22 protein-coding genes and 4 tRNA genes are annotated in these 24,395 nt (G+C 62.3%); 6 read left to right on the top strand and 20 right to left on the bottom strand.

The features are described from left to right. The first annotated feature begins 14 nt into the window (after window positions 1–14). Both AC07PQ_RS25235 and AC07PQ_RS25230 read left to right on the top strand, forming a co-directional pair. Window positions 15–416 (top strand): hypothetical protein, encoded by a 402-nt coding sequence (locus tag AC07PQ_RS25235; protein WP_493186742.1) that lies wholly within the window; start codon window positions 15–17, stop codon window positions 414–416. A 67-nt stretch (window positions 417–483) separates the two neighbouring features. Next, on the top strand, window positions 484–1,026 hold the full coding sequence (locus AC07PQ_RS25230) for a fimbrial protein (protein ID WP_493186741.1): 543 nt from the start codon (window positions 484–486) through the stop codon (window positions 1,024–1,026). A 145-nt stretch (window positions 1,027–1,171) separates the two neighbouring features. Here AC07PQ_RS25230 and AC07PQ_RS25225 read toward each other — a convergent pair. The 7 genes from AC07PQ_RS25225 to rluD form a co-directional block, all read right to left on the bottom strand. Then, window positions 1,172–1,248, bottom strand: a tRNA-Pro gene (locus AC07PQ_RS25225). 93 nt (window positions 1,249–1,341) lie between these two features. Next, window positions 1,342–1,417, bottom strand: a tRNA-Lys gene (locus tag AC07PQ_RS25220). 5 nt (window positions 1,418–1,422) lie between these two features. Beyond that, window positions 1,423–1,499: transfer RNA gene (locus AC07PQ_RS25215), tRNA-Pro, on the bottom strand. A gap of 9 nt (window positions 1,500–1,508) precedes the next feature. Next, window positions 1,509–1,584, bottom strand: a tRNA-Asn gene (locus tag AC07PQ_RS25210). 314 nt (window positions 1,585–1,898) lie between these two features. Beyond that, a complete protein-coding gene (gene clpB, locus AC07PQ_RS25205) occupies window positions 1,899–4,463 on the bottom strand; it encodes an ATP-dependent chaperone ClpB (protein ID WP_493186520.1) in 2,565 nt (854 codons plus the stop codon). Window positions 4,464–4,593: 130 nt separating this feature from the next. Further along, window positions 4,594–5,319 (bottom strand): peptidoglycan editing factor PgeF, encoded by a 726-nt coding sequence (gene pgeF, locus AC07PQ_RS25200; protein WP_493186521.1) that lies wholly within the window; start codon window positions 5,317–5,319, stop codon window positions 4,594–4,596. Then, a complete protein-coding gene (gene rluD / locus AC07PQ_RS25195) occupies window positions 5,316–6,278 on the bottom strand; it encodes a 23S rRNA pseudouridine(1911/1915/1917) synthase RluD (RefSeq protein WP_007924719.1) in 963 nt (320 codons plus the stop codon). Before rluD ends, pgeF begins: the two co-directional genes overlap by 4 nt. A 152-nt stretch (window positions 6,279–6,430) precedes the next feature. On the opposite strand from rluD, the gene AC07PQ_RS25190 reads away from it, so the two are divergent. The 3 genes from AC07PQ_RS25190 (at window position 6,431) to AC07PQ_RS25180 (ending at window position 9,431) form a co-directional block, all read left to right on the top strand. Further along, the gene (locus AC07PQ_RS25190; protein ID WP_007924720.1) at window positions 6,431–7,453 is read left to right on the top strand and encodes an outer membrane protein assembly factor BamD; all 1,023 of its coding nucleotides are present in this window, start codon (window positions 6,431–6,433) and stop codon (window positions 7,451–7,453) included. Between the two features lie 134 nt (window positions 7,454–7,587). After that, window positions 7,588–7,821 carry a PP0621 family protein gene (locus AC07PQ_RS25185; protein ID WP_007924721.1) on the top strand — a complete coding sequence of 78 codons (234 nt, stop codon included), beginning with the start codon at window positions 7,588–7,590 and terminating at the stop codon, window positions 7,819–7,821. A gap of 281 nt (window positions 7,822–8,102) precedes the next feature. Further along, window positions 8,103–9,431, top strand: a complete 1,329-nt coding sequence (locus AC07PQ_RS25180; protein WP_493186522.1) for a sigma-54-dependent transcriptional regulator — start codon at window positions 8,103–8,105, stop codon at window positions 9,429–9,431. Here the strand turns inward: AC07PQ_RS25180 and thiO are convergent. The 7 genes from thiO to AC07PQ_RS25145 are packed head-to-tail and all read right to left on the bottom strand — an operon-like array spanning window position 9,428 to window position 16,173. Beyond that, a complete protein-coding gene (gene thiO / locus AC07PQ_RS25175; protein WP_493186523.1) occupies window positions 9,428–10,528 on the bottom strand; it encodes a glycine oxidase ThiO in 1,101 nt (366 codons plus the stop codon). The genes AC07PQ_RS25180 and thiO overlap by 4 nt on opposite strands. Window positions 10,529–10,582: 54 nt before the next feature. Further along, window positions 10,583–10,984 carry a type IV pilin protein gene (locus tag AC07PQ_RS25170; protein ID WP_007924724.1) on the bottom strand — a complete coding sequence of 134 codons (402 nt, stop codon included), beginning with the start codon at window positions 10,982–10,984 and terminating at the stop codon, window positions 10,583–10,585. Between the two features lie 13 nt (window positions 10,985–10,997). Then, window positions 10,998–14,069 (bottom strand): pilus assembly protein, encoded by a 3,072-nt coding sequence (locus AC07PQ_RS25165; protein ID WP_493186524.1) that lies wholly within the window; start codon window positions 14,067–14,069, stop codon window positions 10,998–11,000. Beyond that, on the bottom strand, window positions 14,056–14,532 hold the full coding sequence (locus AC07PQ_RS25160) for a pilus assembly PilX family protein (RefSeq protein WP_238437658.1): 477 nt from the start codon (window positions 14,530–14,532) through the stop codon (window positions 14,056–14,058). The genes AC07PQ_RS25165 and AC07PQ_RS25160 overlap by 14 nt, the downstream gene beginning before the upstream one ends. Before the next feature lie 11 nt (window positions 14,533–14,543). Then, complete coding sequence (locus tag AC07PQ_RS25155; protein WP_007924728.1) at window positions 14,544–15,254, bottom strand: PilW family protein; 711 nt, start codon at window positions 15,252–15,254, stop codon at window positions 14,544–14,546. Further along, the gene (gene pilV / locus AC07PQ_RS25150) at window positions 15,251–15,706 is read right to left on the bottom strand and encodes a type IV pilus modification protein PilV (protein ID WP_007924729.1); all 456 of its coding nucleotides are present in this window, start codon (window positions 15,704–15,706) and stop codon (window positions 15,251–15,253) included. The genes AC07PQ_RS25155 and pilV overlap by 4 nt, the downstream gene beginning before the upstream one ends. Beyond that, window positions 15,703–16,173, bottom strand: a complete 471-nt coding sequence (locus AC07PQ_RS25145) for a GspH/FimT family pseudopilin (RefSeq protein WP_493186525.1) — start codon at window positions 16,171–16,173, stop codon at window positions 15,703–15,705. The genes pilV and AC07PQ_RS25145 overlap by 4 nt, the downstream gene beginning before the upstream one ends. A gap of 133 nt (window positions 16,174–16,306) precedes the next feature. On the opposite strand from AC07PQ_RS25145, the gene AC07PQ_RS25140 reads away from it, so the two are divergent. Further along, on the top strand, window positions 16,307–16,831 hold the full coding sequence (locus tag AC07PQ_RS25140) for a GspH/FimT family pseudopilin (RefSeq protein ID WP_007924731.1): 525 nt from the start codon (window positions 16,307–16,309) through the stop codon (window positions 16,829–16,831). Here the strand turns inward: AC07PQ_RS25140 and ispH are convergent, their stop codons facing one another. From ispH to murJ, 6 genes are all read right to left on the bottom strand, one after another. Continuing rightward, window positions 16,832–17,779: a 4-hydroxy-3-methylbut-2-enyl diphosphate reductase gene (gene ispH, locus AC07PQ_RS25135; protein ID WP_007924732.1), complete on the bottom strand. Its 948-nt coding sequence runs from the start codon at window positions 17,777–17,779 to the stop codon at window positions 16,832–16,834. Window positions 17,780–17,902: 123 nt separating this feature from the next. Next, window positions 17,903–18,340: an FKBP-type peptidyl-prolyl cis-trans isomerase gene (fkpB, locus tag AC07PQ_RS25130; RefSeq protein ID WP_177323788.1), complete on the bottom strand. Its 438-nt coding sequence runs from the start codon at window positions 18,338–18,340 to the stop codon at window positions 17,903–17,905. A gap of 7 nt (window positions 18,341–18,347) precedes the next feature. Continuing rightward, window positions 18,348–18,860, bottom strand: a complete 513-nt coding sequence (gene lspA / locus AC07PQ_RS25125; RefSeq protein WP_025807545.1) for a signal peptidase II — start codon at window positions 18,858–18,860, stop codon at window positions 18,348–18,350. Further along, entirely contained in the window at window positions 18,853–21,684 is a 2,832-nt protein-coding gene (gene ileS, locus AC07PQ_RS25120) for an isoleucine--tRNA ligase (protein WP_007924735.1), read from the bottom strand. Before ileS ends, lspA begins: the two co-directional genes overlap by 8 nt. 13 nt (window positions 21,685–21,697) lie before the next feature. After that, window positions 21,698–22,642, bottom strand: coding sequence for a bifunctional riboflavin kinase/FAD synthetase (gene ribF, locus AC07PQ_RS25115; protein WP_007924736.1), 945 nt, complete (start codon window positions 22,640–22,642; stop codon window positions 21,698–21,700). Window positions 22,643–22,771: 129 nt separating this feature from the next. Next, a complete protein-coding gene (gene murJ, locus AC07PQ_RS25110) occupies window positions 22,772–24,310 on the bottom strand; it encodes a murein biosynthesis integral membrane protein MurJ (RefSeq protein WP_009045707.1) in 1,539 nt (512 codons plus the stop codon). Window positions 24,311–24,395 lie beyond the last annotated feature (85 nt).

Below are 24,395 nucleotides of genomic sequence, written 5' to 3'. Positions count from 1 at the left end.
ACCAGAGCGGACATATGCACAAACTGATCACTCTTCCCATTGGCCTGCTTGCCCTGGTGCTGGCCGAGCCAGCGCTCTCATGGTGCCTATGGGGCAGCATTTCTGGCCCTCCTGGCGCGTCATATAACCAGGTGAATGTTCCATCCAGCCTGACCGTCAAGCGGGTCCCAGTCGGCGAAATACTCGCAAGTTACTCCCAGCAGATCCCTGTCCAAGGAGGGATTACTTGTAGCAGCAACGAGATCATGAACATAACCTTTGAAAACGGCCTCGAACCCTCCGCCATCCCCGATGTGTACAAAACCGGCGTGGCGGGCATCGGTATGCGCATCATCGCTTCAAGACACGTGGGGGGGGGACAGGAGTTTAAGGTACCCCCTGCCTTCCCAACACACATTTACTGGACAAGGTTATAGCGTCCACCTGCCTACTTACATTCATGTCGAATACGTCCGCACGGAAATCGCAGTTGGCTCAGGCAAGGTGCCAACCAACTTTACAATCAACTTCATTATCCCTCCGAATACTGGCCTGACCCCGAGCACAGTGACTTACACATCCTCAGGATTCACCAACCTGGAGAACAACTTCTACTTCAGCAGTTGCGAGGCCCGGGAGCCCTCCATGAACGTACAAATGGGCAAGGTCCCGATTTCCAACATCAAGTCTGGCGCCGCACCGGAAAAACCCTTCGCCCTCGATATTCGCTGCCGCGGTATGCGGCCTGAAAAGCCGGTTCCGCTGAAGATTTATTTCGAAGGCAACTCGACAGGCCCAGGCATGCTGAATCTGACAGGAGCTGGGCAGACCAGTGTTGCCCAAGGCGTGGCTATCGAGCTGAAAAACGACAAGGGCACCAAACTCCCCTTCAACAAGCCCGGCGCGGTCAGCCTGGACTGGCAGCACAGCGAAACCGATGCCGAGGTCTACCGCTTCGCGGGGTCCGCTCGCTATACGCCGAGTGGCGGCGAAATAAAGGCCGGCAAGGCAGATGCAACGATGACTTACGTACTCGACTACAACTGACCGGACTCAGCCAGCATGGGCCACCCCATACAAAAGCCCCGAATGATCGGGGCTTTTTTTGTGCGTCGCATTCGCCGGCAAGCACCGCGTGTCAAATTCCGGGCAAAAAAAATCCCCGTATCTGTCGATACGAGGATTTTTAATATGGTCGGGGTAAGGGGATTCGAACTCCTGACATCCTGCTCCCAAAGCAGGCGCGCTACCGGACTGCGCTATACCCCGGTAAAAAAAAGGCACCTTTTAAAGGCGCCTTCTGCGAACAGAGCTTTTGGCGTCTGATCTTAAGATTCGATTCCAGCGAACTGGTTTCAAAAATGGTGGGTCGTGTGGGATTCGAACCTACGACCAATTGGTTAAAAGCCAACTGCTCTACCAACTGAGCTAACGACCCAAATATGGTCGGGGTAAGGGGATTCGAACTCCTGACATCCTGCTCCCAAAGCAGGCGCGCTACCGGACTGCGCTATACCCCGGCTTGAAATTGGCTCCGTGACCAGGACTCGAACCTGGGACCCAATGATTAACAGTCATTTGCTCTACCGACTGAGCTATCACGGAACTGAACATTTCAATTTACAACCTTTACAGCAGGCTTTTATTTCTAGAAGCCCCCTCGTCGACCTGGTCCGTATCGCTACGTTCATGTCTCTGAGGCGCGCTATTCTACAATCTTAAAAACCTCTGTCAACCCCCTAAATTGCTTTCAAGACAATGATTTGCAACTTATTTCAGTTTTTTCCTCAGGGAGGAAAAAGCCTTGGGGTGACGTACTGCGGGGCGCACTTTACAAGCCTTTGCCTTACAGTTCAACGCCCTATGCAAAAAAAGGCCTCGCAATGCGAGGCCTCCTTTACAACGACGCCCTATCGGGCTCAGGCGAAGACGATTTCGTCGTTTTCCACCTTGGCCGTCACAGTGGCTCCCGGCAGAAAACTGCCGGACAGAATCAACTGCGCCAATGGGTTCTCGATCCAGCGCTGAATCGCCCGTTTCAGCGGACGCGCGCCATAGACCGGGTCGTAGCCCACGGCAATCAGTTTGTCCAAGGCCTCGCCACTCAGCTCCAGCTTGAGCTCGCGCTCGGCCAGGCGGCCGCGCAGGCGCCCCAACTGGATCTCGGTGATGCCGGCGATCTGATCCCGGGCCAATGGCTCGAAGATCACCACTTCGTCGATCCGGTTGATGAACTCCGGACGGAAATGGCTCGACACCGCATCCATCACCGCCGCCCGCTGTGCTTCGCGATCCCCCACCAGCTCCTGGATCTGCGCCGAGCCCAGGTTGGAGGTCATAACGATCACCGTATTACGGAAGTCCACGGTACGCCCGTGGCTGTCCGTCAGGCGGCCGTCTTCCAGCACTTGCAGCAGGATGTTGAACACGTCCGGATGGGCCTTCTCGACCTCGTCCAGCAGGATCACCGAATAAGGCTTGCGCCGCACCGCCTCGGTCAGGTAACCGCCCTCCTCGTAGCCGACGTAGCCTGGAGGCGCACCGATCAAGCGAGCCACGGAGTGTTTCTCCATGAACTCGGACATATCGATCCGTACCATCGCCTCTTCGGTATCGAAAAGGAATTCGGCCAGCGCCTTGCACAACTCGGTCTTACCCACACCGGTCGGGCCGAGGAACATGAACGAACCACTCGGCCGGTTCGGATCGGACAACCCGGCGCGAGAACGCCGCACTGCGTTGGCGACCGCCACCACGGCTTCGTCCTGGCCAATGACACGCTGGTGCAGCAGGCTTTCCATCTTCAGCAGCTTGTCGCGCTCGCCTTCGAGCATCTTCGACACCGGAATACCGGTCCACTTGGACACGACTTCGGCGATTTCCTCTTCGGTCACCTTGCTGCGCAACAGCTGGTTCTCGCTTTGGCCATGCTGGTCGACCATCTGCAGGCTGCGCTCCAGGTCCGGGATCACCCCGTACTGCAACTCGGCCATGCGGTTCAGGTCGCCTTTGCGGCGCGCGGCTTCCAGCTCCTGGCGGGACTGCTCGATCTTCTGCTGGATCTGCGCCGAACCCTGCACTTCAGCTTTCTCCGAGGTCCAGACTTCTTCCAGATCGGCGTATTCGCGCTCCAGGCGGGTGATTTCCTCCTGGAGTTTCTCCAGGCGCTTGATCGCCGCTTCGTCGTCTTCTTTCTTCAGGGCCTGGGATTCGACCTTCAGTTGAATCAGGCGCCGTTCCAGGCGGTCCAGCACTTCCGGCTTGGAGTCGATCTCCATGCGGATACGGCTGGCGGCTTCGTCGATCAGGTCGATCGCCTTGTCCGGCAACTGCCGGTCGGTGATGTAGCGATGGCTGAGCTTGGCTGCGGCGATGATCGCGCCGTCGGTGATCGCCACCTTGTGGTGCACCTCATAACGCTCTTTCAGGCCACGCAGGATGGCGATGGTGTCTTCTTCGCTCGGCTCATCCACCAGGACTTTCTGGAAGCGCCGCTCGAGGGCCGCGTCCTTCTCTATATATTGGCGGTACTCGTTGAGCGTGGTGGCGCCGACACAATGCAGCTCACCCCGAGCCAGGGCCGGCTTGAGCATGTTGCCCGCATCCATCGAACCTTCACCCTTACCGGCACCGACCATGGTGTGCAGTTCGTCGATGAACAGAATGATCTGCCCTTCCTGCTTGGACAGCTCGTTGAGCAGGGATTTCAGGCGCTCTTCGAATTCACCGCGGTACTTGGCGCCAGCGATCAGCGCGCCCATGTCCAGGGACAGCAGGCGCTTGCCTTTCAGGCCGTCCGGCACTTCGCCATTGATGATGCGTTGAGCCAGGCCTTCGGCAATCGCGGTTTTACCCACGCCAGGCTCACCGATCAGCACCGGGTTGTTCTTGGTCCGACGTTGCAGCACCTGGATGGTCCGGCGGATTTCGTCGTCACGGCCGATCACCGGGTCGAGCTTGCCGTCTTCGGCGCGCTTGGTCAGGTCGACGGTGTATTTATCCAGGGCCTGACGCGACTCCTCGACGTTGGCGTCATTCACCGCCTCGCCGCCTCGCAGGTTATTAATGGCGTTTTCCAGCGCTTTTTTGCTGACGCCCTGGCCCAGCAGCAATTTGCCGAGCTTGCTGTTTTCGTCCATGGCCGCCAGCAGCACCAGTTCGCTGGAGATGAACTGGTCGCCTTTCTGTTGCGCCAGGCGATCGGCCTGGTTCAGCAGGCGCGCCAGATCCTGCGACATGTTCACGTCGCCGGTGGGGTTCTGGATTTTTGGCAAGTGGTCGAGCTCTTTGCTCAGTTCCTTGCGCAGGCTGTTCACGTCGAAGCCCACTTGCATCAGCAGCGGCTTGATCGAACCGCCCTGCTGTTCGAGCAGCGCCTGCATCAAGTGCGCCGGCTCGATGGCCGGATGGTCGAGGCCAACCGCCAGGGATTGAGAATCGGATAACGCCAGCTGAAGCTTGCTGGTTAATCGGTCTATACGCATTAGTCACCTTCCTTTTGAGCAGGTCGGAGCGATGGACACACCTAAATAGAGAAACCTGCCAGATACCCCTGTAGATGCGGTCGATTCTGGAAGATTCAAGCCTTGCGAGCTTGACACAGGTCAGAAGAGTCTAGCGTTCCAGCCAGATCAGGGAAGCGAAGCGCCCGGTGCGCAGGCTGCGGCGGTAGGAATAGAAACGCGGATCGCTCACGGTGCAGAAACCGCCGCCATACACGGCGGTGACGCCGCATGCCGCCAGGCGCAGGCGGGCCAGCGTATAGATATCAGCCATGAGCTTGCCGGGGTTGTGGCTCGGTACAAAGGCCTGTTCGGTCTGTGGTAAGTGCCGGACGAAAGCGTCACGCACTTCCGGTCCGACCTCGAAGGCTTGCGGACCAATGGCCGGCCCCAGCCAGACCAATACATCCTCTGGCGCGACTTTCAGGCTATCGAGCGTCGCTTCCAGCACCCCGGCCGCCAGCCCACGCCAACCGGCATGGGCCGCCGCCACCCGAGTACCGGCGCGGTCGCAGAACAGCGCTGGCAGGCAATCGGCGGTCATGGCACTACAGGCAATGCCGGGCGTGGCGGTCCAGCTGGCATCGGCGGTGGCGACAACGGACGGATCCGCCTCGACCACATCAATACCGTGAACCTGTTTCAGCCAGGCTGGCTTTATAGAGAAACGATCGGTCAGGCGACGGCGGTTTTCGGCCACCGCCTCTGGGTTGTCATCGACATGATCGCCCAGGTTGAGGCTGTCGAACGGCGCCAGGCTGACGCCACCCGCACGGGTGGTGACGCAGGCTTTGACCCCGGCCGGCGCGGGCCAGTCAGGAATCAGCCAGTCACTCATCCGACGAAAGCCTCGCGATCCTGCTTGAGCAGGGTCAGCAGCCAGACGAAATCTTCCGGCAGCGGCGATTCCCAGCTCATGCGCTCGCCGGTGGTCGGATGATCCAGCTCAAGGAACCGCGCATGCAGCGCCTGACGCGGGAAGTGCTTGAGGGATTCGACCATGGTCGGGTTCGCGGCGGGCGGAATGCGGAAACGGCCACCGTAGGCCGGATCGCCGACCAACGGGTAGTTGATATGGGCCATGTGCACACGGATCTGGTGGGTCCGCCCGGTTTCCAGTTTCACCCGGACATGGGTGTGGGAACGGAAACGCTCCAGCACGCGGTAGTGGCTGACGGCCGGCTTGCCGCCTTCCATCACCGCCATGCGCTGGCGTTGCTGACCATGCCGGCCGATCGGGGCGTTGATCTTGCCACCGGCGGTGACCACGCCGATCACGATGCATTCATAGATGCGGCTGACGCTGCGGCTCTGCAACTGGGCAACCAGCTGGGTCTGCGCCTGGATGGTCTTGGCCACCACCATCAGACCGGTGGTGTCCTTGTCCAGGCGATGGACGATGCCGGCGCGCGGCACGTTGATGATGTCCGGGACATGGTGCAGCAGGGCATTGAGCAACGTGCCATCGGCGTGACCGGCGGCGGGGTGGACCACCAGGCCGGCAGGCTTGTTGATCACCAGGATGTCGTCGTCTTCATAGACGATATCCAGTTCGATGTCCTGAGCGATCCATTCTCCCTGAGCTTCCTGCTCGGCGGTCAGCTCAAGAACCGCGCCGCCATGGACGATGTCTCGCGGGCGGATAACCGCTCCATCCACAGTCAGGCGGCCGTCTTTGATCCAGGCGGAAAGGCGCGAGCGCGAGTGCTCAGCGAATAATTGGGCGGCGACTTGATCGAGGCGTTGGCCGCCCAGTTCGGACGGCACCTCTGCGCGAAGTTCAATTTTATCGGACATGCTCAGACTAGGCGTCGGCACAGCCTTTGGTTTCGGCTGCGCGCTTGTGGTTAAATACGGCGTCTTTTGCCCCGAGGCTTTTTCAACGGGGCGCTCATCATAACAGGACGGCCCCGCCCAAGACAGCGGCCGTCATAGGGACGCAAGCCGCCATGCAAGTGAAACACCTGCTGCTGATCGCCATCCTCGCACTGACCGCTGCTTGCTCATCGAAGGAAGTCGTTGACGAAAACCTGAGCGAGGTCGAGCTGTACCAGCAGGCGCAGACCGACCTGGACAACAACAGCTATACCAGCGCCACCGCCAAGCTCAAGGCCCTGGAGTCGCGTTATCCGTTCGGCCGCTACGCGGATCAGGCACAACTCGAACTGATCTATGCCAACTACAAGAACGCCGAGCCGGAGGCCGCCAAGTCCGCCGCCGAGCGTTTCATCCGCCTGCACCCACAACACCCGAACGTGGACTACGCCTACTACCTCAAGGGCCTGACCTCCTTCGACCAGGACGTCGGCCTGCTGGCGCGCTTCCTGCCGCTGGACATGACCAAGCGTGATCCGGGTGCCGCGCGCGACTCCTACAACGAGTTCGCCCAGCTCACCAGCCGTTTCCCGAACAGCCGCTACGCGCCGGACGCCAAGCAGCGCATGATCTACCTGCGCAACCTGCTGGCCTCCTACGAAATCCACGTGGCCGACTACTACCTGACCCGTCAGGCCTATGTGGCCGCCGCCAACCGTGGTCGCTACGTGGTGGAAAACTTCCAGGAAACCCCATCGGTGGCCGATGGCCTGGCGGTGATGACCGAGGCTTACCAGCGTCTGCACCTGGACGAACTGGCCGCCACCAGCCTGGAAACCCTGAAGCTCAACTACCCCGATCACCCGACTCTGGTCGACGGCCAGTTCGTGCCACGGGTCGCCGAGGCGGACAACCGCTCCTGGCTGAGCAAGGCCACCCTGGGCCTGATCGAGTCCCGTCCACCGCTGCCGCCGGGAGAAACCCGCGCCAACCAGGACGTGATGAAGCAATACCAGGATGCCAAGGACGCGATTCCGGCCGAGCTCAAGCCTAAAGACGCCAATGGCGACGCTGTCGAAGAAGAACAGCATGAAGCCGAAGGCAACAACAGCGACCGCTCGTGGTTCAGCTACATGACCTTCGGCGTGTTCGACTGACACCGCCGCGGTCACAAAAAAGGGAGACTTTCGAGTCTCCCTTTTTTTGTCCGTGGATTTCAGCGCTGATTGCACTGTGCGCCCGGCATGACCTTGGCTAAACTGCCGGTTCCTCACTCACATAGCTGGCTACCATGCTTCGTCTACTGTTCTGGATCGCCCTGATTGCCGCTGCGGTATGGCTCTGGCGCAAATTCAAGCAGCCCGCCTCCGGCACCGCTGCGCCCCGCGAACCCAGCACCACGCCCATGGTGCGTTGTGCCCACTGCGGCGTGCACCTGCCCCGCGACCGGGCGCTGAGCCTCGAGCAACAGTGGTATTGCAGCCAGGCGCACCTGGAGCAAGGTCCGATCTCCCGCGATCGCTGAACCTCGACCGCAGCGGTGCATATGACGTCAAAAGCACGTTGTTTGCACCGCTGAATAATTCGCTACAAAAAAGCCACCGCCCCTCCTCACCTCGCTTCCGGCCGGCAACCCTCGGCAAATCGGGGCTATTACCCTGCACGTCATCTTGAATCCGACCAAACGGCCCCGCACCGCCCGGCCTTGAGCGGGCCAACGACCTCAAGCCTGCCTAGACTTCACGACACGCCAGGATGGCGGGTGCTCTCGCACCTCTTTCGCTCACGGATGAAGCAGTAAGCGGCATGAGCCCACGACAAAAAGTCTTGATCGTCGATGACGATCCAGGCATTCGCGAATATCTGGAAATCAGCCTCGGCCGGATGCAACGCCATACCCGCAGCGCCCGCACCCTGGGCGAAGCGCGTCACTGGCTGGCCCGGGAAGGCTTCGACCTGTGCCTGAGCGACCTGCATTTACCCGACGGCACGGGGCTGGAGTTACTCGAGCATATCCAGTGCCGCCAGCTGCGAATGCCGCTGGCAATACTCAGCACCTGCGCCCGCCAGGAAACCGCGATCCACGCCCTGAAGGCCGGCGCCATCGACTTCCTGAGCAAACCCGTGGCCCTGGCGCGCTTGCGCGAGCTGCTGAATGGTGCCCTGCCCGGATCGACACCCCCGCCCCCTGCCACCGGTCCATTGCTCGGCGATTCGGCCGCCATGCACAAGCTGCGCGGACAAATCGGCAAACTGGCCCGGAGCCAGGCCTCGGTCTATATCAGCGGAGAGTCCGGAAGCGGCAAGGAACTGGTCGCCCGCGCAATCCACGACCAGGGTCCTCGAGCCAGCCACGCCTTCGTGCCGGTCAATTGCGGAGCCATCCCACCGGAACTGATGGAGAGCGAGTTTTTCGGCCATCGCAAAGGCAGCTTCAGCGGCGCTATCGAAGACAAGCCCGGCCTATTCCAGGCGGCGCACGGCGGCACGCTGTTTCTCGATGAGGTGGCCGATCTGCCGCTGGCGATGCAGGTCAAATTGCTCCGCGCACTGCAGGAGAAGGCGATACGTTGCGTCGGCGAACAGCAGGAAGTCCAGGTCGATGTGCGCATTCTCTGCGCCACTCACAAGGCGCTGCAGGCGGAAGTGCATGCCGGGCGCTTTCGCCAGGATCTCTACTACCGCCTGAACGTGATCGAGTTGCCGGTGCCACCGCTACGGGCGCGCAAGGCTGATATCGAACCCTTGACCACCGCCATCCTCGAGCGCCTGGCGCAGGGCAACGACCAACAACTGGCACGGCTTCAGCCAGGCGCGTTGCTGGCACTCCAGGGCTACGACTTTCCCGGTAACGTGCGCGAACTGGAGAACCTGCTCGAACGGGCGCACACCCTGTGCGAGAACCGGCGGATCGAAGCACGTGACCTGCGCCTGACGCCAAACGGCGCCCACCCAGCCATCACGCCCGGCCCGGCACAGGTGATCAATCTTGAGAAACATCTGCAAGAGGTCGAGCGCCGGCTGATCCTCCAGGCTCTGGAGCACACCCGCTGGAACCGCACGGCGGCGGCCCAGCGCTTGAGCCTGTCGTTTCGTTCGATGCGCTACCGGTTGAAGAAACTCGGCCTGGATTAAATTCGCCCACTGGGCGCATAAGGCGCCGGGTCGATGATCGGCTCCCGGCCCAGCATCAGATCGGCGAACAGCTGGCAGGACGCTGGCGCCAGGACCAAACCGTTGCGGTAGTGCCCGCAGTTCAACCACAGCCCCGCCAACCCGGGCACCGGGCCAATATAGGGAATGCCCTCGGGCGAACCTGGGCGCAACCCCGCCCAATGGCCCACCACCTCGGCCTGCGCCAGCGCCGGAATCAACTCGATGGCCGAAGCCTTCAGGCTTTCCAGGGCAGACGAGGTCGGGGTCTTGTCGAAGCCTTCGTGCTCCAGGGTACTGCCGATCAAGATGTGACCGTCGCGCCGGGGAATCGCGTAACGCCCCTTGGCCAGGACCATGCAGGAAAGAAAATCCGACGCGCACTTGTAGAGGATCATCTGGCCTTTGACCGGCTCCACCGGCAACGCCAGACCCAGGCTCTTGAGCAATTCGCCGCTCCAGGCCCCTGCCGCCAGCACCACCTGATCGCCACGGATTTCGCCCAGGGAGGTCTGCACCCCGAGCACCCGCTCCCCTTCGCGGATAAACCCGCTGACTTCGCACTGCTCGTGAAGGGTCACCGTCGGCAGGGCCGACAGAGCGGCCTTCAGCGATTTGACCAGGCGCGGGTTGCGCACGTTGGCCACGTCGGCCATGTAGATCGCCCGCGAAAAACCGCCACCCAGCACCGGCACCGCGTCATGGGCCGCCGAGATATCCACAGCGCTCAATGGCCGCTGTTCGCGCCGCGCCCAGGCCAGCGCTTCGGCCTCGTCGTCGAGGTCCAGCCAGTACAGGCCGGTGGTGTGCACTTCGGGATCGACACCGGTGGTGGCGAACAGGCGTTCGGCCAGTTGTGGATAAAAGTCCTGCGACCAATGCGCCAACGCGGTGACCGCCGGGCTGTAGCGCCAGGGGTACAGCGGCGAGACGATCCCGCCGCCAGCCCAGGAAGATTCCTGGCCGACATTCGAGCGTTCGAGCAACACCACCTGCTGCCCGGCGGACGCCAGGTTGAACGCGGTCAGCAGGCCGATCACTCCACCGCCGACAATCACCACTTGCTGTTGCTTTGCCATAGTCCAGTCCAGGAAATGAAAACACCGGGCGCCGCCGGCGCCCGAGAAGGATGTTCAGCGACCCCAGCAATCCTTGCTGGTCACCCCGTCGGCCATATTGTTGTTGCCCATGGCACCGGTGTGGCTAAGGGTGAACTCGCCGCACTTGTCGCCGGCCATCATGCTCTCGGTTTTCGGCGTCGCGGTCAGGGTAAAGCTCTGGTCGGCCAGGACTGGCGTGATGCTGTAGTCATCGTTGCCGGCGCTGAGGCCCGGAGCGTTGCTGTAGACACCGCCCTTGGAATGAAACCGCTCGAGACTCTGCGCCTGTTCCGACAGCAGGCCGGCGATTTGCGTGCGATGGGTTTTCTTCACGTACTCGGTGATGCTGGGCAAGCTCAGGGTGACGACGAGCCCGATGATCGCAATCACGATCATGATTTCGATCAGGGTAAAACCTTGGTTGGATCTACGCATGCCTCACTCTCACTTACTGTATTTGTCGCCACATGATGCGGCGGCTGCCACCGCCCGGTTTCTCGACCAGGGAGGCGATACCGCCGCCGGAATCGCTGACGATTTTGCGGGTAGCGCGGTTAAGCACAGCACTCAATGCAGGAATGCCGCCGGTAAAGATGACACCGCTGGAAGGCGTATCCAGGCCATCGACCACTTCATCGCCATTGGTGTCGAGCACCGCGTCATCGAGCATCTTACCGCTGAATGCGTCCAGCTCGACCAATTTGCCGTTGCCGGCGCTGGAACAAGGGTCACCCGCCTCGACAGCGGCGGTGCTGAAGACAATGCGACCCGCCACCAGCGTGGCCTGATTGATGACCCGCTCGCCACTCGACGCCTCCCCCAGCGGCAGGTACCAGCCCTGCTCGGCCGGATAACTGACGTCCGCCTGGGTGCTGGTGATATAGGAGCCCGCGCTGCCGGCAAACAGCCCGGTAATCGCTTGCGCCTGCAGGTCAGCCACGGTGATGCGGCCCGTCCCAGCCGGGGCATCCCAGACCGCATAGAAACCCTGGGCATCCTTGCTGCGCTTGTCGGCCAGCTCGCTGAGCTTGCCGGTGCCAAACAGCACCAGCTTGCCGCCCTCGGGATGATCCACCAGCAACGGCTGCGCGGTGATCGGCTGGCTCGCGCCACCCGGAGCGCTGAACAACGGAGCACCGCCAAAGGCCGGACCCCAGCTGTCCGGCGCCGAACCGCTCAAATCGAACTTCCACAGATGGCCCTGAAGGTCGCCGCCATAGGCCGCCTGGACCACATTCTGGCTGTCCACCCGCACCTTCACCGAGGACAAGCCGCTCTCCTGACCATTGCCATCGACCGGGATTTTCCTGATCAACGAGCCATCGCGAATATCCACCACATACAGGGCGGCGAGCCCGGAATGACTGCCATAGCCATTGCCGATAAAGACCGCCCAGCGTCCGTCGGCCAAGCGTGCCACTTCCGGACGGGCGTAGGCATAACCCAGGTCATTGAACGGGTGGCTGTTATCGGCAACCTCAGGCGCGGCAATTTCCCACAGCGCCTGCGGCGTATTGCCGGCCTGGCCATACAGCTGCACCGCGTAAAACACCTTGCCTCCGGCCCCCGTGCCCGCTAGCGCCAGGGTTGCCCAGGCCGTGCCGAGTTGGGCATCGAAGACCGCCACCGGGCCATCGGCCAAAAACCGGTGACGCTCCCCGTTGACGTAGCCGGGGTCGGCGATGTGATGCAGCAGCGGCAAGGCACTGGAGGGCATATAGGCGTAGCGGCGCCGGCCATTCTCAGGGTCGATCAGCGAAAGCAGGCCGTCATTGGCGTTGACCAGCAGGCTCGGGGTCATGCCTTGGGCCTTGCTCGCCAGGTAGGCGCTGTAGTCGCTGTCGCCCTGCAGGTCGGCGGCGTCCTGCGCGGTCGGCGCTGCCATGACCAGCGGCGAGTTGACGATGTCTCCCAGCAATCGGCTCCGCACCTTGAGCCCGGCCCGGTTACTCCCCTGGCTCCAGGCCAGTAGATCGGCCGCGGTGGTGCCGGGCGGCAGGTTCTGGGCGAGCGCGGCCTGCTGCGCACCGGACAGTTGGTCATGGCGCAAGGCAACGGCGGTTCGGGAGGCACTGTTCCAGGTCTGGAAGATCCCCGGCGACGCATCGGCAACCAGGGTCGAGTCCGTGCTCCACAGCGGCGTACTGGTGTCGACCGCACCAGCGGGGCTGATGCCATACGCCCTGATGGTGCCGTGCCAATCGGCGGGGTCATAAGACGCCTGGAAATAACTCGAACCGCTGGCCAGCCCGGCGGCCCCCGCCGTGGCGCTGCCCGCCTGGGCGGTGGAAGCCGAAACCTCGCCCAGGGCCGAGGCCAGCGCGGCGTCGAGCCCCGCCTTGTCGGTCACCGGGTAGAACTTGCCCCGGCCATAGTTCGCCGCATCCAGCAGCATGGGGTACTGCGCGTTGAGACCGATGGTGTAAGTGTTCATGTGCTGTTGCGCGAAGCCCGCCGAATCCCAGCTTTTCCCCGCGATATCCATGCCTGCCGCGCGCATGTCGATATCCACCGCCAGCTTGGCGATGTCATCCAGATACAAGCTGCTGCCCTCCTCGTTACCACCAGGATTAATGCCGTCATTGGGCACCCCATCCCAATCTGGCAGGCTGCTCGCCCCCTGGGGTTCACGGGAGGGAAAACTGTGGTCGTAACTGGGCAGGCCATCGGTCACCACCAGGCCGTAATTGCGCTGGCAGCGATACTGGATCGGGCTGCCATAGGTAGAGGGCGTGCTGTTGTAGTAAGGCGTCAGCCCCCGAAAATAACGGCTGATCTCGTAATAGGTTTCCGCCAGCGGCGCCTCGGCCGAGGCCCTGAGCCCGCCGATGGCGGACAGCAATACCCGGTAATTGTCGTCAGCCTGAGCCCGGCTGACCTGATCGCCGACCGGAGCCAGATCGCTGATGGCGCGCACGATACGCCCACCCGGAGCCAGATCGCCGCCCGCTGGCGGGTTGAAGCTCGCCAGGCCAATGCGCAGCGCGCGGTTGTCAGCCACCAGCTTGCTGGCGGCCTCACGCACCAGGGTCATCCGGTCTTGAACGGGAATCGAGCCATCGGTGAAATCCCGATCGCGACCGTCGGCCAGGGCCAGCAGGTAAGCCAAATAGGCAGCCGAATAACGGGTGCGGCCGTTCCCCGCGGGATCAGGCAGCTTGAGGCACTGTGACCGGGCATGGTCGCGGTAGAAACCGACATAACCGCTGGCGCAGCCCGCCTGGCTCAGCGTTGAGAGAGCAAGCGAATCCGCGCTCGGACTGGCTCCGGCCAGGCATTCGCCCGCCTGCATCCGGCACGGCCTGACCGGCGCCCGCGCCAGCCCGGGATCGAAGCCCGGGGCATAGACAATGCTGTTCATGCTCTGCGAATCGTCGAGCAGCAGCATCACATTCGGTGCCACCGCCGCCGCGTTCGCCAAAGGTGCCTGCGCCGGGCTGAAGCCATAGGCCGGGGCACTCAGATAGAGGCCCAGCAAAGCGCCAGCCAGCAATCCCCCAGGCCTTTCAATACTTGGCATAAATGCTCTCCAGCACGCTGCGCGAGTGGCCGGCCAGCCCGACAGCGGTCACCCGGTACAGGGTCGCGGAAGTGTTGCTCGGCACATGGACTGCCCCCAGCGTCGTACCGAGGTTCTGTACAGCGTAAAATCCGTTACCGGTGGCGATCCAGGTCACGCCCGAATGGCTGTTGTGGCCCGCGGCGCTGACAGCCGCGGACTCGCCGGGCGGCGCGCACTGGCCGCCGCTACAGGCCGCCAATACATAACTGTCCTGCTGCACCGCGCTCTCACCGATGCGCAGCGCCATCTCCGCCGCCTGGAACGACTGATTGCGCAGCCACAGGCCGCCGGCCATCTTTTCCTGCAAGGTCGCATTCTGCATCGACGAAATGCCAATCAAGGTCAGCAGCAACAGGAACACCAAGCTCATCAACAGCGCCATGCCGCGCTGCGCCCCGGGAGCCGTTCGATACGAAGTCATCGGCAACTCCCTCACAACAGGCGATTGCGCAAGGCGGCCACCACATTGAACGTCTGCGGCCGCACTCGCGCCTGGGGATCGCTCAGGGTCAGGCTCAAACGCACGCTGCGGATCCGTGCCGGGTCTGCGGGATCACGGCTATAGCTGGAGGCCGCGACATCCGTGGCGGTGCTGGCGATGCCGAACGACACGTCGAACGCGCTGACATTGTTCACCAGCACCGCCTGGCCGGAGCCAGTGCCGGTGCCCATCAGCAGTTGATCGTCCTTCAAGCTGTACACCAGGCGCCGCACCGCAAACGCCTGCTGCCCCGAGAGGGCCTTGCGGGCACCGGTATAAGCGGTGGCGCTATTGCGGCAATCGCTCAGCACGGTCCAGGTCGGGGCGCCACCGCTGTCGCCGATATCGGCCGTGACCAGCGTCAGCCGGTGGTTGGCGTTGTCCCAGCGGATCGGCGTTTGCGCATGGCCGGCGAAGTCCGCGGCAATGCTGGCATCGGCGATGCTCTGCAGGCAGCCGAACATGCCGACCATGCGTATCTCCTGGATCATCTTGCTCAGCACGAAGCGCGCATCCTCTTGCAGGCTGGCCGAAGCGTTCTGGCTGACATAGGTGTTTTTGGCCGAGATGAAAATCTGCGTCACGCCCAAGGCCACGATCAGGCTCAACGCCAGCGCCACCAGCATTTCGATCAGACCGAAACCGCTGTTCCCGCGTCTCATGGCTTGCTCCCCGGATCCACCGCCACCCGGCTGCTCAGGACAAAACTGCGGGAGCCTTCAGCAGGCTGGGCAGAAACATGGGCGGCACGGGCGTCGTCCCAGGTGATGCTGATGGTGAACACGCCCTGTTTGAGGCTGATATGGCCCTCGGCGGTCGGCCCGCCGAAACTCTCGACATTGCGCTGGAAGTCATAGAGGTCCTGGTCCCGAACCACACCGAAATTGCCGGCCTCGGGAGCTGCCACGGTGTAGTCCGCGGCGCTGTTGGCGCGGATGCGATCGAGCATGTCATAGGCGATGAAGCTGGCCTGGCTGGTCATCAATGCACTGTCGGTGTAGCGCAGGGCATTGAGCTGGACCGCCGCCGCACCGAGCAGGCCGACGCCGAGAATCAGCACCGCCACCAGCACCTCGATCAGCGTCATTCCGGCCTGCACGCTCCTGCCCGTCATTGGCACTCCCCGTTTACCGCTATCCGTCCATTCAGGCACAGCGTGATCGTCCTGTGTTGCTCGCCCAGCACATAAGTCATGACCGGCGGGACCGCTGCCGATACACCGCCCAACGCGTTGAAGCCAATGCTGTCGAATTCAGAGGTTAGCGTCAGCCGGGCGCCGCGACTGACCGCGGGAACAACCCGCAATACATTCGTCGCCGGTCCGTCGCCTTGATAAATCGACAGCCCCCGGCTCCAGTTCGAATCGACCGCGGCCGGGCGCAGGTGCACCGGCAAGCCGCTGTCGATCGCCTCCAGACGCGCGTAATTCAAGCTGCGCAGCAGTTCGCTGATGTCGCTGTCGGCCTTGGAGCGCTGCGCCATCTGACTGAACGCAGGAACCACCAGGGTCAACAAAACCGCCGAAACTGCCAGGGCCACCAGTAATTCGATCAGCGTGAAACCTTCTGTACGGTGACGCATGCCATCCCCTTGAGCGGCCAGCGGCTATAACTGGCCCTGGCACTTCGAACCTTCATAGACCGAGGGTTTGAGGTTTTGCTCAATGGCCGGGCAAGGATTGTCCGGACCTGGCGCACTCCATGGAGGGAGAACCATGCCGCAGAAGGGTTTCGGCCTGATCGAAATAATCGTGGGCCTGGCGCTTGCCAGCCTGCTGATGCTGTTCGCCACCACCTCATTCGGGGAGTTGTTCCAGTCGACACGCCGGCTGGATGCCGCGCAGATGCTTGCCAGCGGTATTCGCAATGCGCGCACCGAAGCCATCCTGCGTCAGCAGCGAACCGTGATTCACGGGTTGAACGACGACTGGAGCCAAGGCTGGCGGATCATTCTGGATATCAGCGGCGAGGGCCCGCAGGACAGCGATAACCCGGTATTGCTTGAACGCCGGGGGGACGCCCGGGTGGCGATTGTCGGCAATCGCCCAGTGGAGCATTTCGTGCGCTTCAGTGGCCTGGGTGATCCGCAGCTGCCCAGCGGCGCCTTTCAGGCCGGGACGCTGCACATCTGCGCGGCCGATCCGGGAACGAGCCAGCACCAGGTGGTGCTTTCCCGCAGTGGGCGGGTCAGCCTGCGCAGCGACAAGGCCGCGCAGGCGTTATGCGACAGACAGGGCTGATCAGAGCAGGGAGCGAACGCGCAGCTCTTTGGGCATGGAGAAAGTGATGTTTTCTTCGCGGCCGGCCAATTCGTCGGCGCCGGTAGCGCCCCAGGCGTGCAACTGCTCGATCACGCCCCGTACCAGCACCTCGGGAGCCGAAGCCCCGGCGGTGATGCCGATGCGCTCGACGCCATCGAACCAACTGCGTTGCATGTCCTCGGCGCCGTCGATCAGGTACGCCGGGGTGGCCATGCGCTCGGCCAGCTCACGCAGGCGGTTGGAGTTGGAGCTGTTCGGGCTGCCCACCACCAGTACCACATCGCACTCGTCGGCCAGTTGCTTGACCGCGTCCTGACGGTTCTGCGTGGCGTAGCAGATGTCGTCCTTGCGCGGCCCGCCAATCGCCGGGAAACGCTGGCGCAAGGCATCGATGACCCGGCTGGTGTCGTCCATCGACAAGGTGGTCTGGGTAACGAACGCCAGCTTTTCAGGATTGCGCACCTGCAGCTCGGCGACGTCTTGCTCGTCTTCCACCAGGTAGATCGCACCGCCATTGCTGGCGTCGTACTGGCCCATGGTGCCTTCGACTTCCGGGTGGCCGGCATGGCCGATCAGGATGCATTCGCGACCGTCGCGGCTGTAGCGCGCCACTTCGATATGCACCTTGGTCACCAGCGGGCAGGTCGCATCGAAGACTTTCAGGCCACGGCCCGCCGCTTCGCTGCGCACGGCCTGGGAAACGCCGTGGGCGCTGAAGATCACGATGACGTCATCCGGCACCTGGTCCAGCTCCTCGACAAAGATCGCGCCGCGAGCGCGCAGGTCTTCGACGACAAATTTGTTGTGCACCACTTCATGACGCACGTAGATCGGCGGCCCGAAGACCTCCAGGGCGCGATTGACGATTTCGATCGCGCGGTCCACGCCAGCGCAGAAGCCACGGGGGTTGGCGAGTTTGATTTGCATGCTGTGCCTCGTGTCTTGCGGGCAAGGAATATTCGGTGCAACCGCTTCGCGATTGCTCGCTGGCCTGCTCGCGCCTACAGCAACCCTACGGAGACTGTAGACGCGAGCCGGCTCGCGATGCCTTTAAAGCGCTTTAACGTCGATGATCTCGACATCAAAGGTCAAGGTTTTACCGGCCAACGGATGGTTGAAATCAACCGTCACCTGGGCGTCATCAAAAGCTTTGACCACGCCTGGCAGCTCGGTATTCGCCGCATCGTTGAAGATCACCAGCAGGCCTTCGGACAGCTCCATATCCTGGAACTGCGAACGCGGGATGATCTGCACGTTTTGCGGGTTCGGCTGGCCAAAGGCGTTTTCCGGCTCGATGTTCAGGCTGCGCTTGTCACCCGCCTTGAAACCGAACAGGGCCGCTTCAAAACCTGGCAACAGGTTGCCGTCACCGACCTTGAAGGTCGCCGGGGCCTTGTCGAAGGTGCTGTCCACCGTGTCGCCGTTCTCCAGGCGCAATGCGAAATGCAAAGTGACTTCCGTGTTCTGGCCGATGCGTTGTTCAGCCAATACCTGTTCAGTCATGAACGGCTTCTCCGGTTTTCTTGCTTTTGAACATATCCAGCGCAAGCATCACCGCACCTACGCTGATGGCGCTGTCGGCAAAGTTGAACGCCGGGAAATACCAGCGGTTCTGCCAATGCACCAGGATGAAATCGATCACATGGCCCAGGGCGATGCGGTCATACAGGTTGCCCAGCGCGCCGCCCAGCACCAGTGCCAGGGCGACCGCCAGCCAGGTTTCGTTGCGCCCCAGGCGCTTGAGCCAGACCACCAGCACCGCGCTGACCACCACCGCGATCAGGGCAAACAACCAGCGCTGCCAGCCCGAGCTGTCCGCCAGGAAGCTGAATGCCGCGCCGGTGTTGTAGGCCAGGGTCCAGCTGAAGTAATCCGGGATCACCACGATCTGCTGATACATCGACAGCGAGCTTTCGAAGTGCAACTTGCTGGCCTGGTCGATGACCAGGACCAGCACGCTCAACCACAGCCAGCCCAGACGGCCGAAACGGCCCGCGGCATTAGGCATAGTGACGAACCTCGCCTGCGCCGCTGATGTTGTCGACGCAGCGACCGCAGATTTCCGGGTGCTCGGGGTGCACGCCGACATCTTCACGGCAGTGCCAGCAACGGGCGCACTTGGCGAAGCTCGACTTGACCACTTTCAGCTTGAGGCCGGCGACTTCGGTTTCCACCGCATCCGCCGGTGCCTGCGCGAAAGGCGCAACGCTGGCGGTGGAGGTGATCAGCACGAAGCGCAGCTCGTTGCTCAGCTTGGCCAGGTCGGCGCTCAACGCTTCCTCGGCGTACAGGGTCACTTCGGCTTGCAGGTTGCCACCGACGGCCTTGGCCGCGCGCTGGATTTCCATTTCCTTGTTGACCGCGACCTTGACCGCCATGATCCGCTCCCAGTAGGCACGGTCCAGCTCGAAGCCTTCCGGCAGCTCGCTGAGGCCCTGGTACCAGGTGTTGAGCATGACCGACTCGTTGCGCTCGCCCGGCAGGTACTGCCACAGCTCGTCGGCGGTGAAGGCGAGGATCGGCGCGATCCAGCGCACCAGCGCTTCGGAGATGTGGAACAGCGCGGTCTGGCACGAACGACGGGCCTTGCTGTCGGCGCCAGTGGTGTACTGGCGGTCCTTGATGATGTCCAGGTAGAAACCGCCCAGCTCCTGCACACAGAAGTTGTGCACCTTGGAGTAGACGTTCCAGAAGCGGTACTCGCCGTAGTGCAGTTCCAGCTCGCGCTGCAGCAGCAGGGTACGGTCCACGGCCCAACGGTCCAGGGCGAGCATTTCTTCGGCCGGCAGGATATCGGTGGCCGGGTTGAAGCCGCTCAGGTTGGAAAGCAGGAAGCGCGCGGTGTTGCGGATACGCCGGTAGGCGTCGGCGCTGCGCTGCAGGATCTGGTCGGAAACCGCCATTTCACCGGAGTAGTCGGTGGCCGAGACCCACAGGCGCATGATGTCGGCGCCCAGGGTGTCGTTGACCTTCTGCGGCGCGATCACGTTGCCCAGGGACTTGGACATCTTGCGGCCGTTCTCGTCGACGGTGAAACCGTGGGTCAGCAGTTCGCGATACGGCGCATTGCCATCGATCGCGCAGCCGGTCAGCAGGGACGAGTGGAACCAGCCGCGGTGCTGGTCGGAACCTTCCAGGTACAGGTCGGCACGCGGGCCGCTGGCGTGGCCCATCGGGTGCGAGCCGCGCAGCACGTGCCAGTGAGTGGTACCGGAGTCGAACCAGACGTCCAGGGTGTCGCTGATCTTGTCGTATTGCGGGGCTTCGTCACCCAGCAACTCGGCCGCGTCCATCTTGAACCAGGCTTCGATGCCTTCGTGCTCGACACGCTTGGCAACGATTTCCATCAACTCGACGGTGCGTGGGTGCAGTTCGCCGCTTTCCTTGTGCAGGAAGAACGGGATCGGCACGCCCCAGTTGCGCTGACGGGAGATGCACCAGTCCGGACGGTTGGCGATCATCGAATGCAGGCGCGCCTGGCCCCAGGCCGGCACGAACTGAGTCTCTTCGATGGCCTGCAACGCACGCTGGCGCAGGGTGTTACCGCTGGTTGGCTGCTTGTCCATGCCGACGAACCACTGCGCGGTGGCGCGGTAGATCAGCGGGGTCTTGTGGCGCCAGCAATGCATGTAGCTGTGGCTGATGGTTTCGGTGTGCAGCAGCGCACCGACTTCAGTCAGCTTGTCGACGATGGCCGGGTTGGCCTTCCAGATGAACTGGCCGCCGAAGAACTCCAGCGAGGTGGCGTAAACACCATTGCTCTGCACTGGGTTGAGGATGTCGTCGTTGACCATGCCGTAACGCTTGCAGGTCACGAAGTCGTCTTCGCCGTAGGCTGGCGAGGAGTGAACCACGCCGGTACCCGCGCCCAGCTCGACGTAGTCAGCCAGGTACACCGGCGACAGACGATCGTAGAACGGGTGACGGAAGTTGATCAGCTCCAGCGCCGAACCCGGGGCGGTGGCGATGACCGAGCCTTCCAGGTTGTAGCGAGCCAGGCAGGACTCCACCAGCTCCTCGGCCAGCACCAGCAGCTTGTCGCCAGCGTCGACCAGGGCGTAGTTGAACTCAGGGTGAACGTTCAACGCCTGGTTGGCCGGGATGGTCCACGGAGTGGTGGTCCAGATCACGATCGAAGCCGGCTTGCTCAGCTTGGCCAGGCCAAAGGCGGCGGCCAGCTTGGCTTCGTCGGCAATCGGGAAGGCCACGTCGATGGTCGAGGACTTCTTGTCCTGGTACTCGACTTCCGCTTCAGCCAGGGCCGAGCCGCAGTCGAAGCACCAGTTCACCGGCTTGAGGCCCTTGAACACGAAACCGCCCTTGACCATTTCCGCCAGGGCGCGGATTTCCCCGGCTTCGTTGGCAAAATCCATGGTCTTGTACGGGTTGGCCCAGTCGCCCAGCACGCCGAGGCGGATGAACTCGGCTTTCTGGCCTTCGATCTGCTCGGTGGCGTAGGCACGGCACAGCTCACGGGTCTTGTCCGAGGACAGGTTCTTGCCGTGGGTGACCTCGACCTTGTGCTCGATCGGCAGACCGTGGCAGTCCCAACCCGGAACATAAGGCGCGTCGAAGCCCGCCAGGGTCTTCGAGCGGATGATCATGTCCTTGAGAATCTTGTTGACCGCATGACCGATGTGAATCGAGCCGTTGGCGTAGGGCGGACCGTCGTGAAGTACGAACTTCGGACGATCCTTGCCAATTTCGCGCAACTTACCGTACAGGCCAATGCTGTCCCAGCGCTGCAGAATCTGCGGTTCGCGCTGAGGCAGGCCGGCCTTCATTGGGAAGGCGGTGTCCGGAAGGTTTAGCGTGGCTTTATAGTCGGTCATTTAAGGCTCTTCATTAGCGATTGGCGCTATGGATACGTGCAACTTCGGCACGGGCGGCGGCGACATCCGCGTTGATCGCCGTCTTCAGCGCCTCCAGAGAGGCGAAACGCTGCTCTTCACGCAGCTTGTGGTGGAAAACCACCGTCAAACGCCGGTCATACAGATCGCCGGCAAAATCTAAAAGATGGACTTCCAGGTGGGCCTTGCCATCACCTGCTACCGTCGGCCGCACGCCGATATTGGCGACGCCCGGCCAGGTCTTGCCGTCGATGTCGACATCGACCAGGTACACCCCGGACAACGGTACGCGACGGCGCTTGAGCTGCACATTGATGGTTGGCGTACCCAACTGGCGCGCCAGCTTCTGCCCGTGCAGGACCCGCCCGGCGATGCGGAACGGGCGACCGAGCAGACGCTCGGCCAATACGAAATCGGCAGCCGCCAGCGCATTGCGGACCTGGGTGCTGCTGACGCGCAGGCCATCCAGTTCGACGGTCTGCGCGGCCTCGACGGTAAAACCGTGGGTGATACCGGCCTTTTGCAGGAAATCGAAATCACCGACCCGGTCGCAGCCAAAACGAAAATCATCGCCGACTTCCAGGTGCTGCACACCCAGGCCGTCGACCAGGATGGTCTCGACGAATTCACTGGCGCTGAGCTTGCTCAAGCGCTGGTTGAACGCCAGGCACAGGACCCGGTCGACGCCCTCCTCGGCCAGCAACTGCAGCTTGTCGCGCAAGCGTGCCAGGCGGGCCGGGGCGGTATCCGGAGCGAAGAACTCGCGAGGCTGCGGCTCGAATATCACCACGCAGCTGGGCACGCCCAACTCAAGCGCACGCTCACGCAGCCGGCCCAGGATAGCCTGGTGGCCACGGTGAACACCGTCGAAGTTGCCAATAGTGGCGACACAGCCCCGATGCTGGGGGCGCAGGTTGTGGAGGCCTCGGACCAGCTGCATAACGCGCTTCTTGCTCATAAAGTGGTCGATTATAACCACACCCGACGGCCGGTGACAGGCAACAGCACGCGCCAAAGTGATCGAACCGACAAAACCACTGCCTCGCCGGCGTCCAAGTGCCTCAGGACCTCAGTGCAACGCCTTGCGATTGAAGTCGCGCAGACGGAAGCCGAACAACGCCAGCATGCCGAAATAGGCCACCACGCCCGCCACCACCAGCACACCCAGACGCAGGAAGCGTGCGAGCATATTCCCCTGATCCCAGGCCGGCATGAACTGCATCAGCCCCAGCAACACCGCCGACATCACGCTCACCGCGACGACCAGCTTGAGGGCAAACTTGCCCCAGCCAGGTTGCGGCAGGAACATCTGCTGCTTGCGCAGCTGATAGAACAGCAAACCCGCGTTGATACAGGCCCCGGCGCTGATCGCCAGCGCCAGGCCCGCATGTTTCAGCGGGCCGATGAACGCCAGGTTCAGCAGTTGCGTGACGATCAGGGTGAAAATCGCAATTTTCACCGGGGTACGGATGTTTTGCTGGGCATAGAAACCCGGTGCCAGCACCTTGATCACAATGATCGCGAGCAAACCGACCGAATACGCGACCAGCGCACGCTGGGTCATCGAGGCGTCGAAGGCGCTGAACTGGCCGTACTGGAACAGCGACACCGTCAATGGCTCCGCCAGAATCCCCAGGGCCAGCGCGCAAGGCAGCACCAGCATGAAGCACAGGCGCAGGCCCCAATCGAGAATCCGCGAATATTCATGCCGATCCTTGTTGGCGTAAGTCTTGGCCAGCGTCGGCAGCAGGATCGTGCCCAGCGCCACTCCCAGAACCCCCGAAGGCAGCTCCATCAGGCGATCCGCGTAATACATCCAGGACACCGAGCCAGCCACCAGGAACGAGGCGAAGATGGTATTGATGATCAGCGAGATCTGGCTCACCGAGACCCCGAGAATGGCCGGCAGCATCTGCTTCAGCACCCGCCAGACCCCAGTGTCGCGCAGGTTCAGGCGCGGTAGCACGAGCATGCCGATCTTTTTCAGGTGCGGCAGCTGATACAGCAACTGCGCCAGGCCACCCGCCAGAACCGCCCAGCCCAGGGCCATGACTGGCGGATCGAAATAAGGTGTCAGGAATACCGAGAAGACGATCATGGCGACGTTCAGCAACGTCGGCACGAACGCCGGGACCGAAAAGCGGTTCCAGGTATTGAGGATCGCCCCCGCCAGAGAGGACAACGAGATCAGCAATATATAAGGAAAGGTCACGCGCAACAGATCGGTGGTCAGCGTGAATTTTTCCGGGGTGTCGACAAAACCTGGCGCCGTCGCCCAGATCACCCAGGGCGCGGCGATGATCCCCAGCGCCGTCACCAGCGCCAGCACCAGGGTCAGCAGGCCGGACACATAGGCAATAAAGGTCCGGGTCGCCTCCTCACCCTGCTGGCTTTTGTATTCCGCCAGGATCGGCACAAAGGCCTGGGAAAAAGCCCCCTCGGCAAAGATGCGACGCAGCAGGTTGGGCAGCTTGAAGGCGATGAAAAAGGCGTCCGTCGCCATTCCGGCGCCGAATGTACGCGCAATGATGGTATCGCGCACGAACCCCAGAACCCGGGAAAGCATGGTGATAGAGCTGACAGCGGCCAACGACTTGAGCAGGTTCATGGAAAGGTTTTTTGCCTGTAGATAAACAGCAGGCGAACAATGCGCCCACTTGTGCGATACTCCGCGCCGCAACAGCACAGAGCCA

The sequence above is a fragment of the Pseudomonas sp. GW821-FHT09E12 genome (assembly GCF_059416085.1).
Note: the sequence above shows the minus strand (reverse complement) of the source record. Positions and strands in the feature narration are given on the sequence as shown.

Excerpts from the sequence above, each read along its gene's own strand:
- AC07PQ_RS25170 (WP_007924724.1), bottom strand. The coding sequence starts at position 10,984 with ATGCGTAGATCCAACCAAGGTTTTACCCTGATCGAAATCATGATCGTG.
- rluD (WP_007924719.1), bottom strand. The coding sequence starts at position 6,278 with ATGTCCGATAAAATTGAACTTCGCGCAGAGGTGCCGTCCGAACTGGGC.
- AC07PQ_RS25155 (WP_007924728.1), bottom strand. The coding sequence starts at position 15,254 with ATGAGACGCGGGAACAGCGGTTTCGGTCTGATCGAAATGCTGGTGGCG.
- murJ (WP_009045707.1), bottom strand. The coding sequence starts at position 24,310 with ATGAACCTGCTCAAGTCGTTGGCCGCTGTCAGCTCTATCACCATGCTT.
- ribF (WP_007924736.1), bottom strand. The coding sequence starts at position 22,642 with ATGCAGCTGGTCCGAGGCCTCCACAACCTGCGCCCCCAGCATCGGGGC.
- AC07PQ_RS25140 (WP_007924731.1), top strand. The coding sequence starts at position 16,307 with ATGCCGCAGAAGGGTTTCGGCCTGATCGAAATAATCGTGGGCCTGGCG.
- lspA (WP_025807545.1), bottom strand. The coding sequence starts at position 18,860 with ATGCCTAATGCCGCGGGCCGTTTCGGCCGTCTGGGCTGGCTGTGGTTG.
- ispH (WP_007924732.1), bottom strand. The coding sequence starts at position 17,779 with ATGCAAATCAAACTCGCCAACCCCCGTGGCTTCTGCGCTGGCGTGGAC.
- pgeF (WP_493186521.1), bottom strand. The coding sequence starts at position 5,319 with ATGAGTGACTGGCTGATTCCTGACTGGCCCGCGCCGGCCGGGGTCAAA.
- AC07PQ_RS25185 (WP_007924721.1), top strand. The coding sequence starts at position 7,588 with ATGCTTCGTCTACTGTTCTGGATCGCCCTGATTGCCGCTGCGGTATGG.
- AC07PQ_RS25180 (WP_493186522.1), top strand. The coding sequence starts at position 8,103 with ATGAGCCCACGACAAAAAGTCTTGATCGTCGATGACGATCCAGGCATT.
- AC07PQ_RS25235 (WP_493186742.1), top strand. The coding sequence starts at position 15 with ATGCACAAACTGATCACTCTTCCCATTGGCCTGCTTGCCCTGGTGCTG.
- AC07PQ_RS25165 (WP_493186524.1), bottom strand. The coding sequence starts at position 14,069 with ATGCCAAGTATTGAAAGGCCTGGGGGATTGCTGGCTGGCGCTTTGCTG.
- AC07PQ_RS25160 (WP_238437658.1), bottom strand. The coding sequence starts at position 14,532 with ATGACTTCGTATCGAACGGCTCCCGGGGCGCAGCGCGGCATGGCGCTG.
- ileS (WP_007924735.1), bottom strand. The coding sequence starts at position 21,684 with ATGACCGACTATAAAGCCACGCTAAACCTTCCGGACACCGCCTTCCCA.
- thiO (WP_493186523.1), bottom strand. The coding sequence starts at position 10,528 with ATGGCAAAGCAACAGCAAGTGGTGATTGTCGGCGGTGGAGTGATCGGC.
- AC07PQ_RS25145 (WP_493186525.1), bottom strand. The coding sequence starts at position 16,173 with ATGCGTCACCGTACAGAAGGTTTCACGCTGATCGAATTACTGGTGGCC.
- AC07PQ_RS25190 (WP_007924720.1), top strand. The coding sequence starts at position 6,431 with ATGCAAGTGAAACACCTGCTGCTGATCGCCATCCTCGCACTGACCGCT.
- pilV (WP_007924729.1), bottom strand. The coding sequence starts at position 15,706 with ATGACGGGCAGGAGCGTGCAGGCCGGAATGACGCTGATCGAGGTGCTG.
- clpB (WP_493186520.1), bottom strand. The coding sequence starts at position 4,463 with ATGCGTATAGACCGATTAACCAGCAAGCTTCAGCTGGCGTTATCCGAT.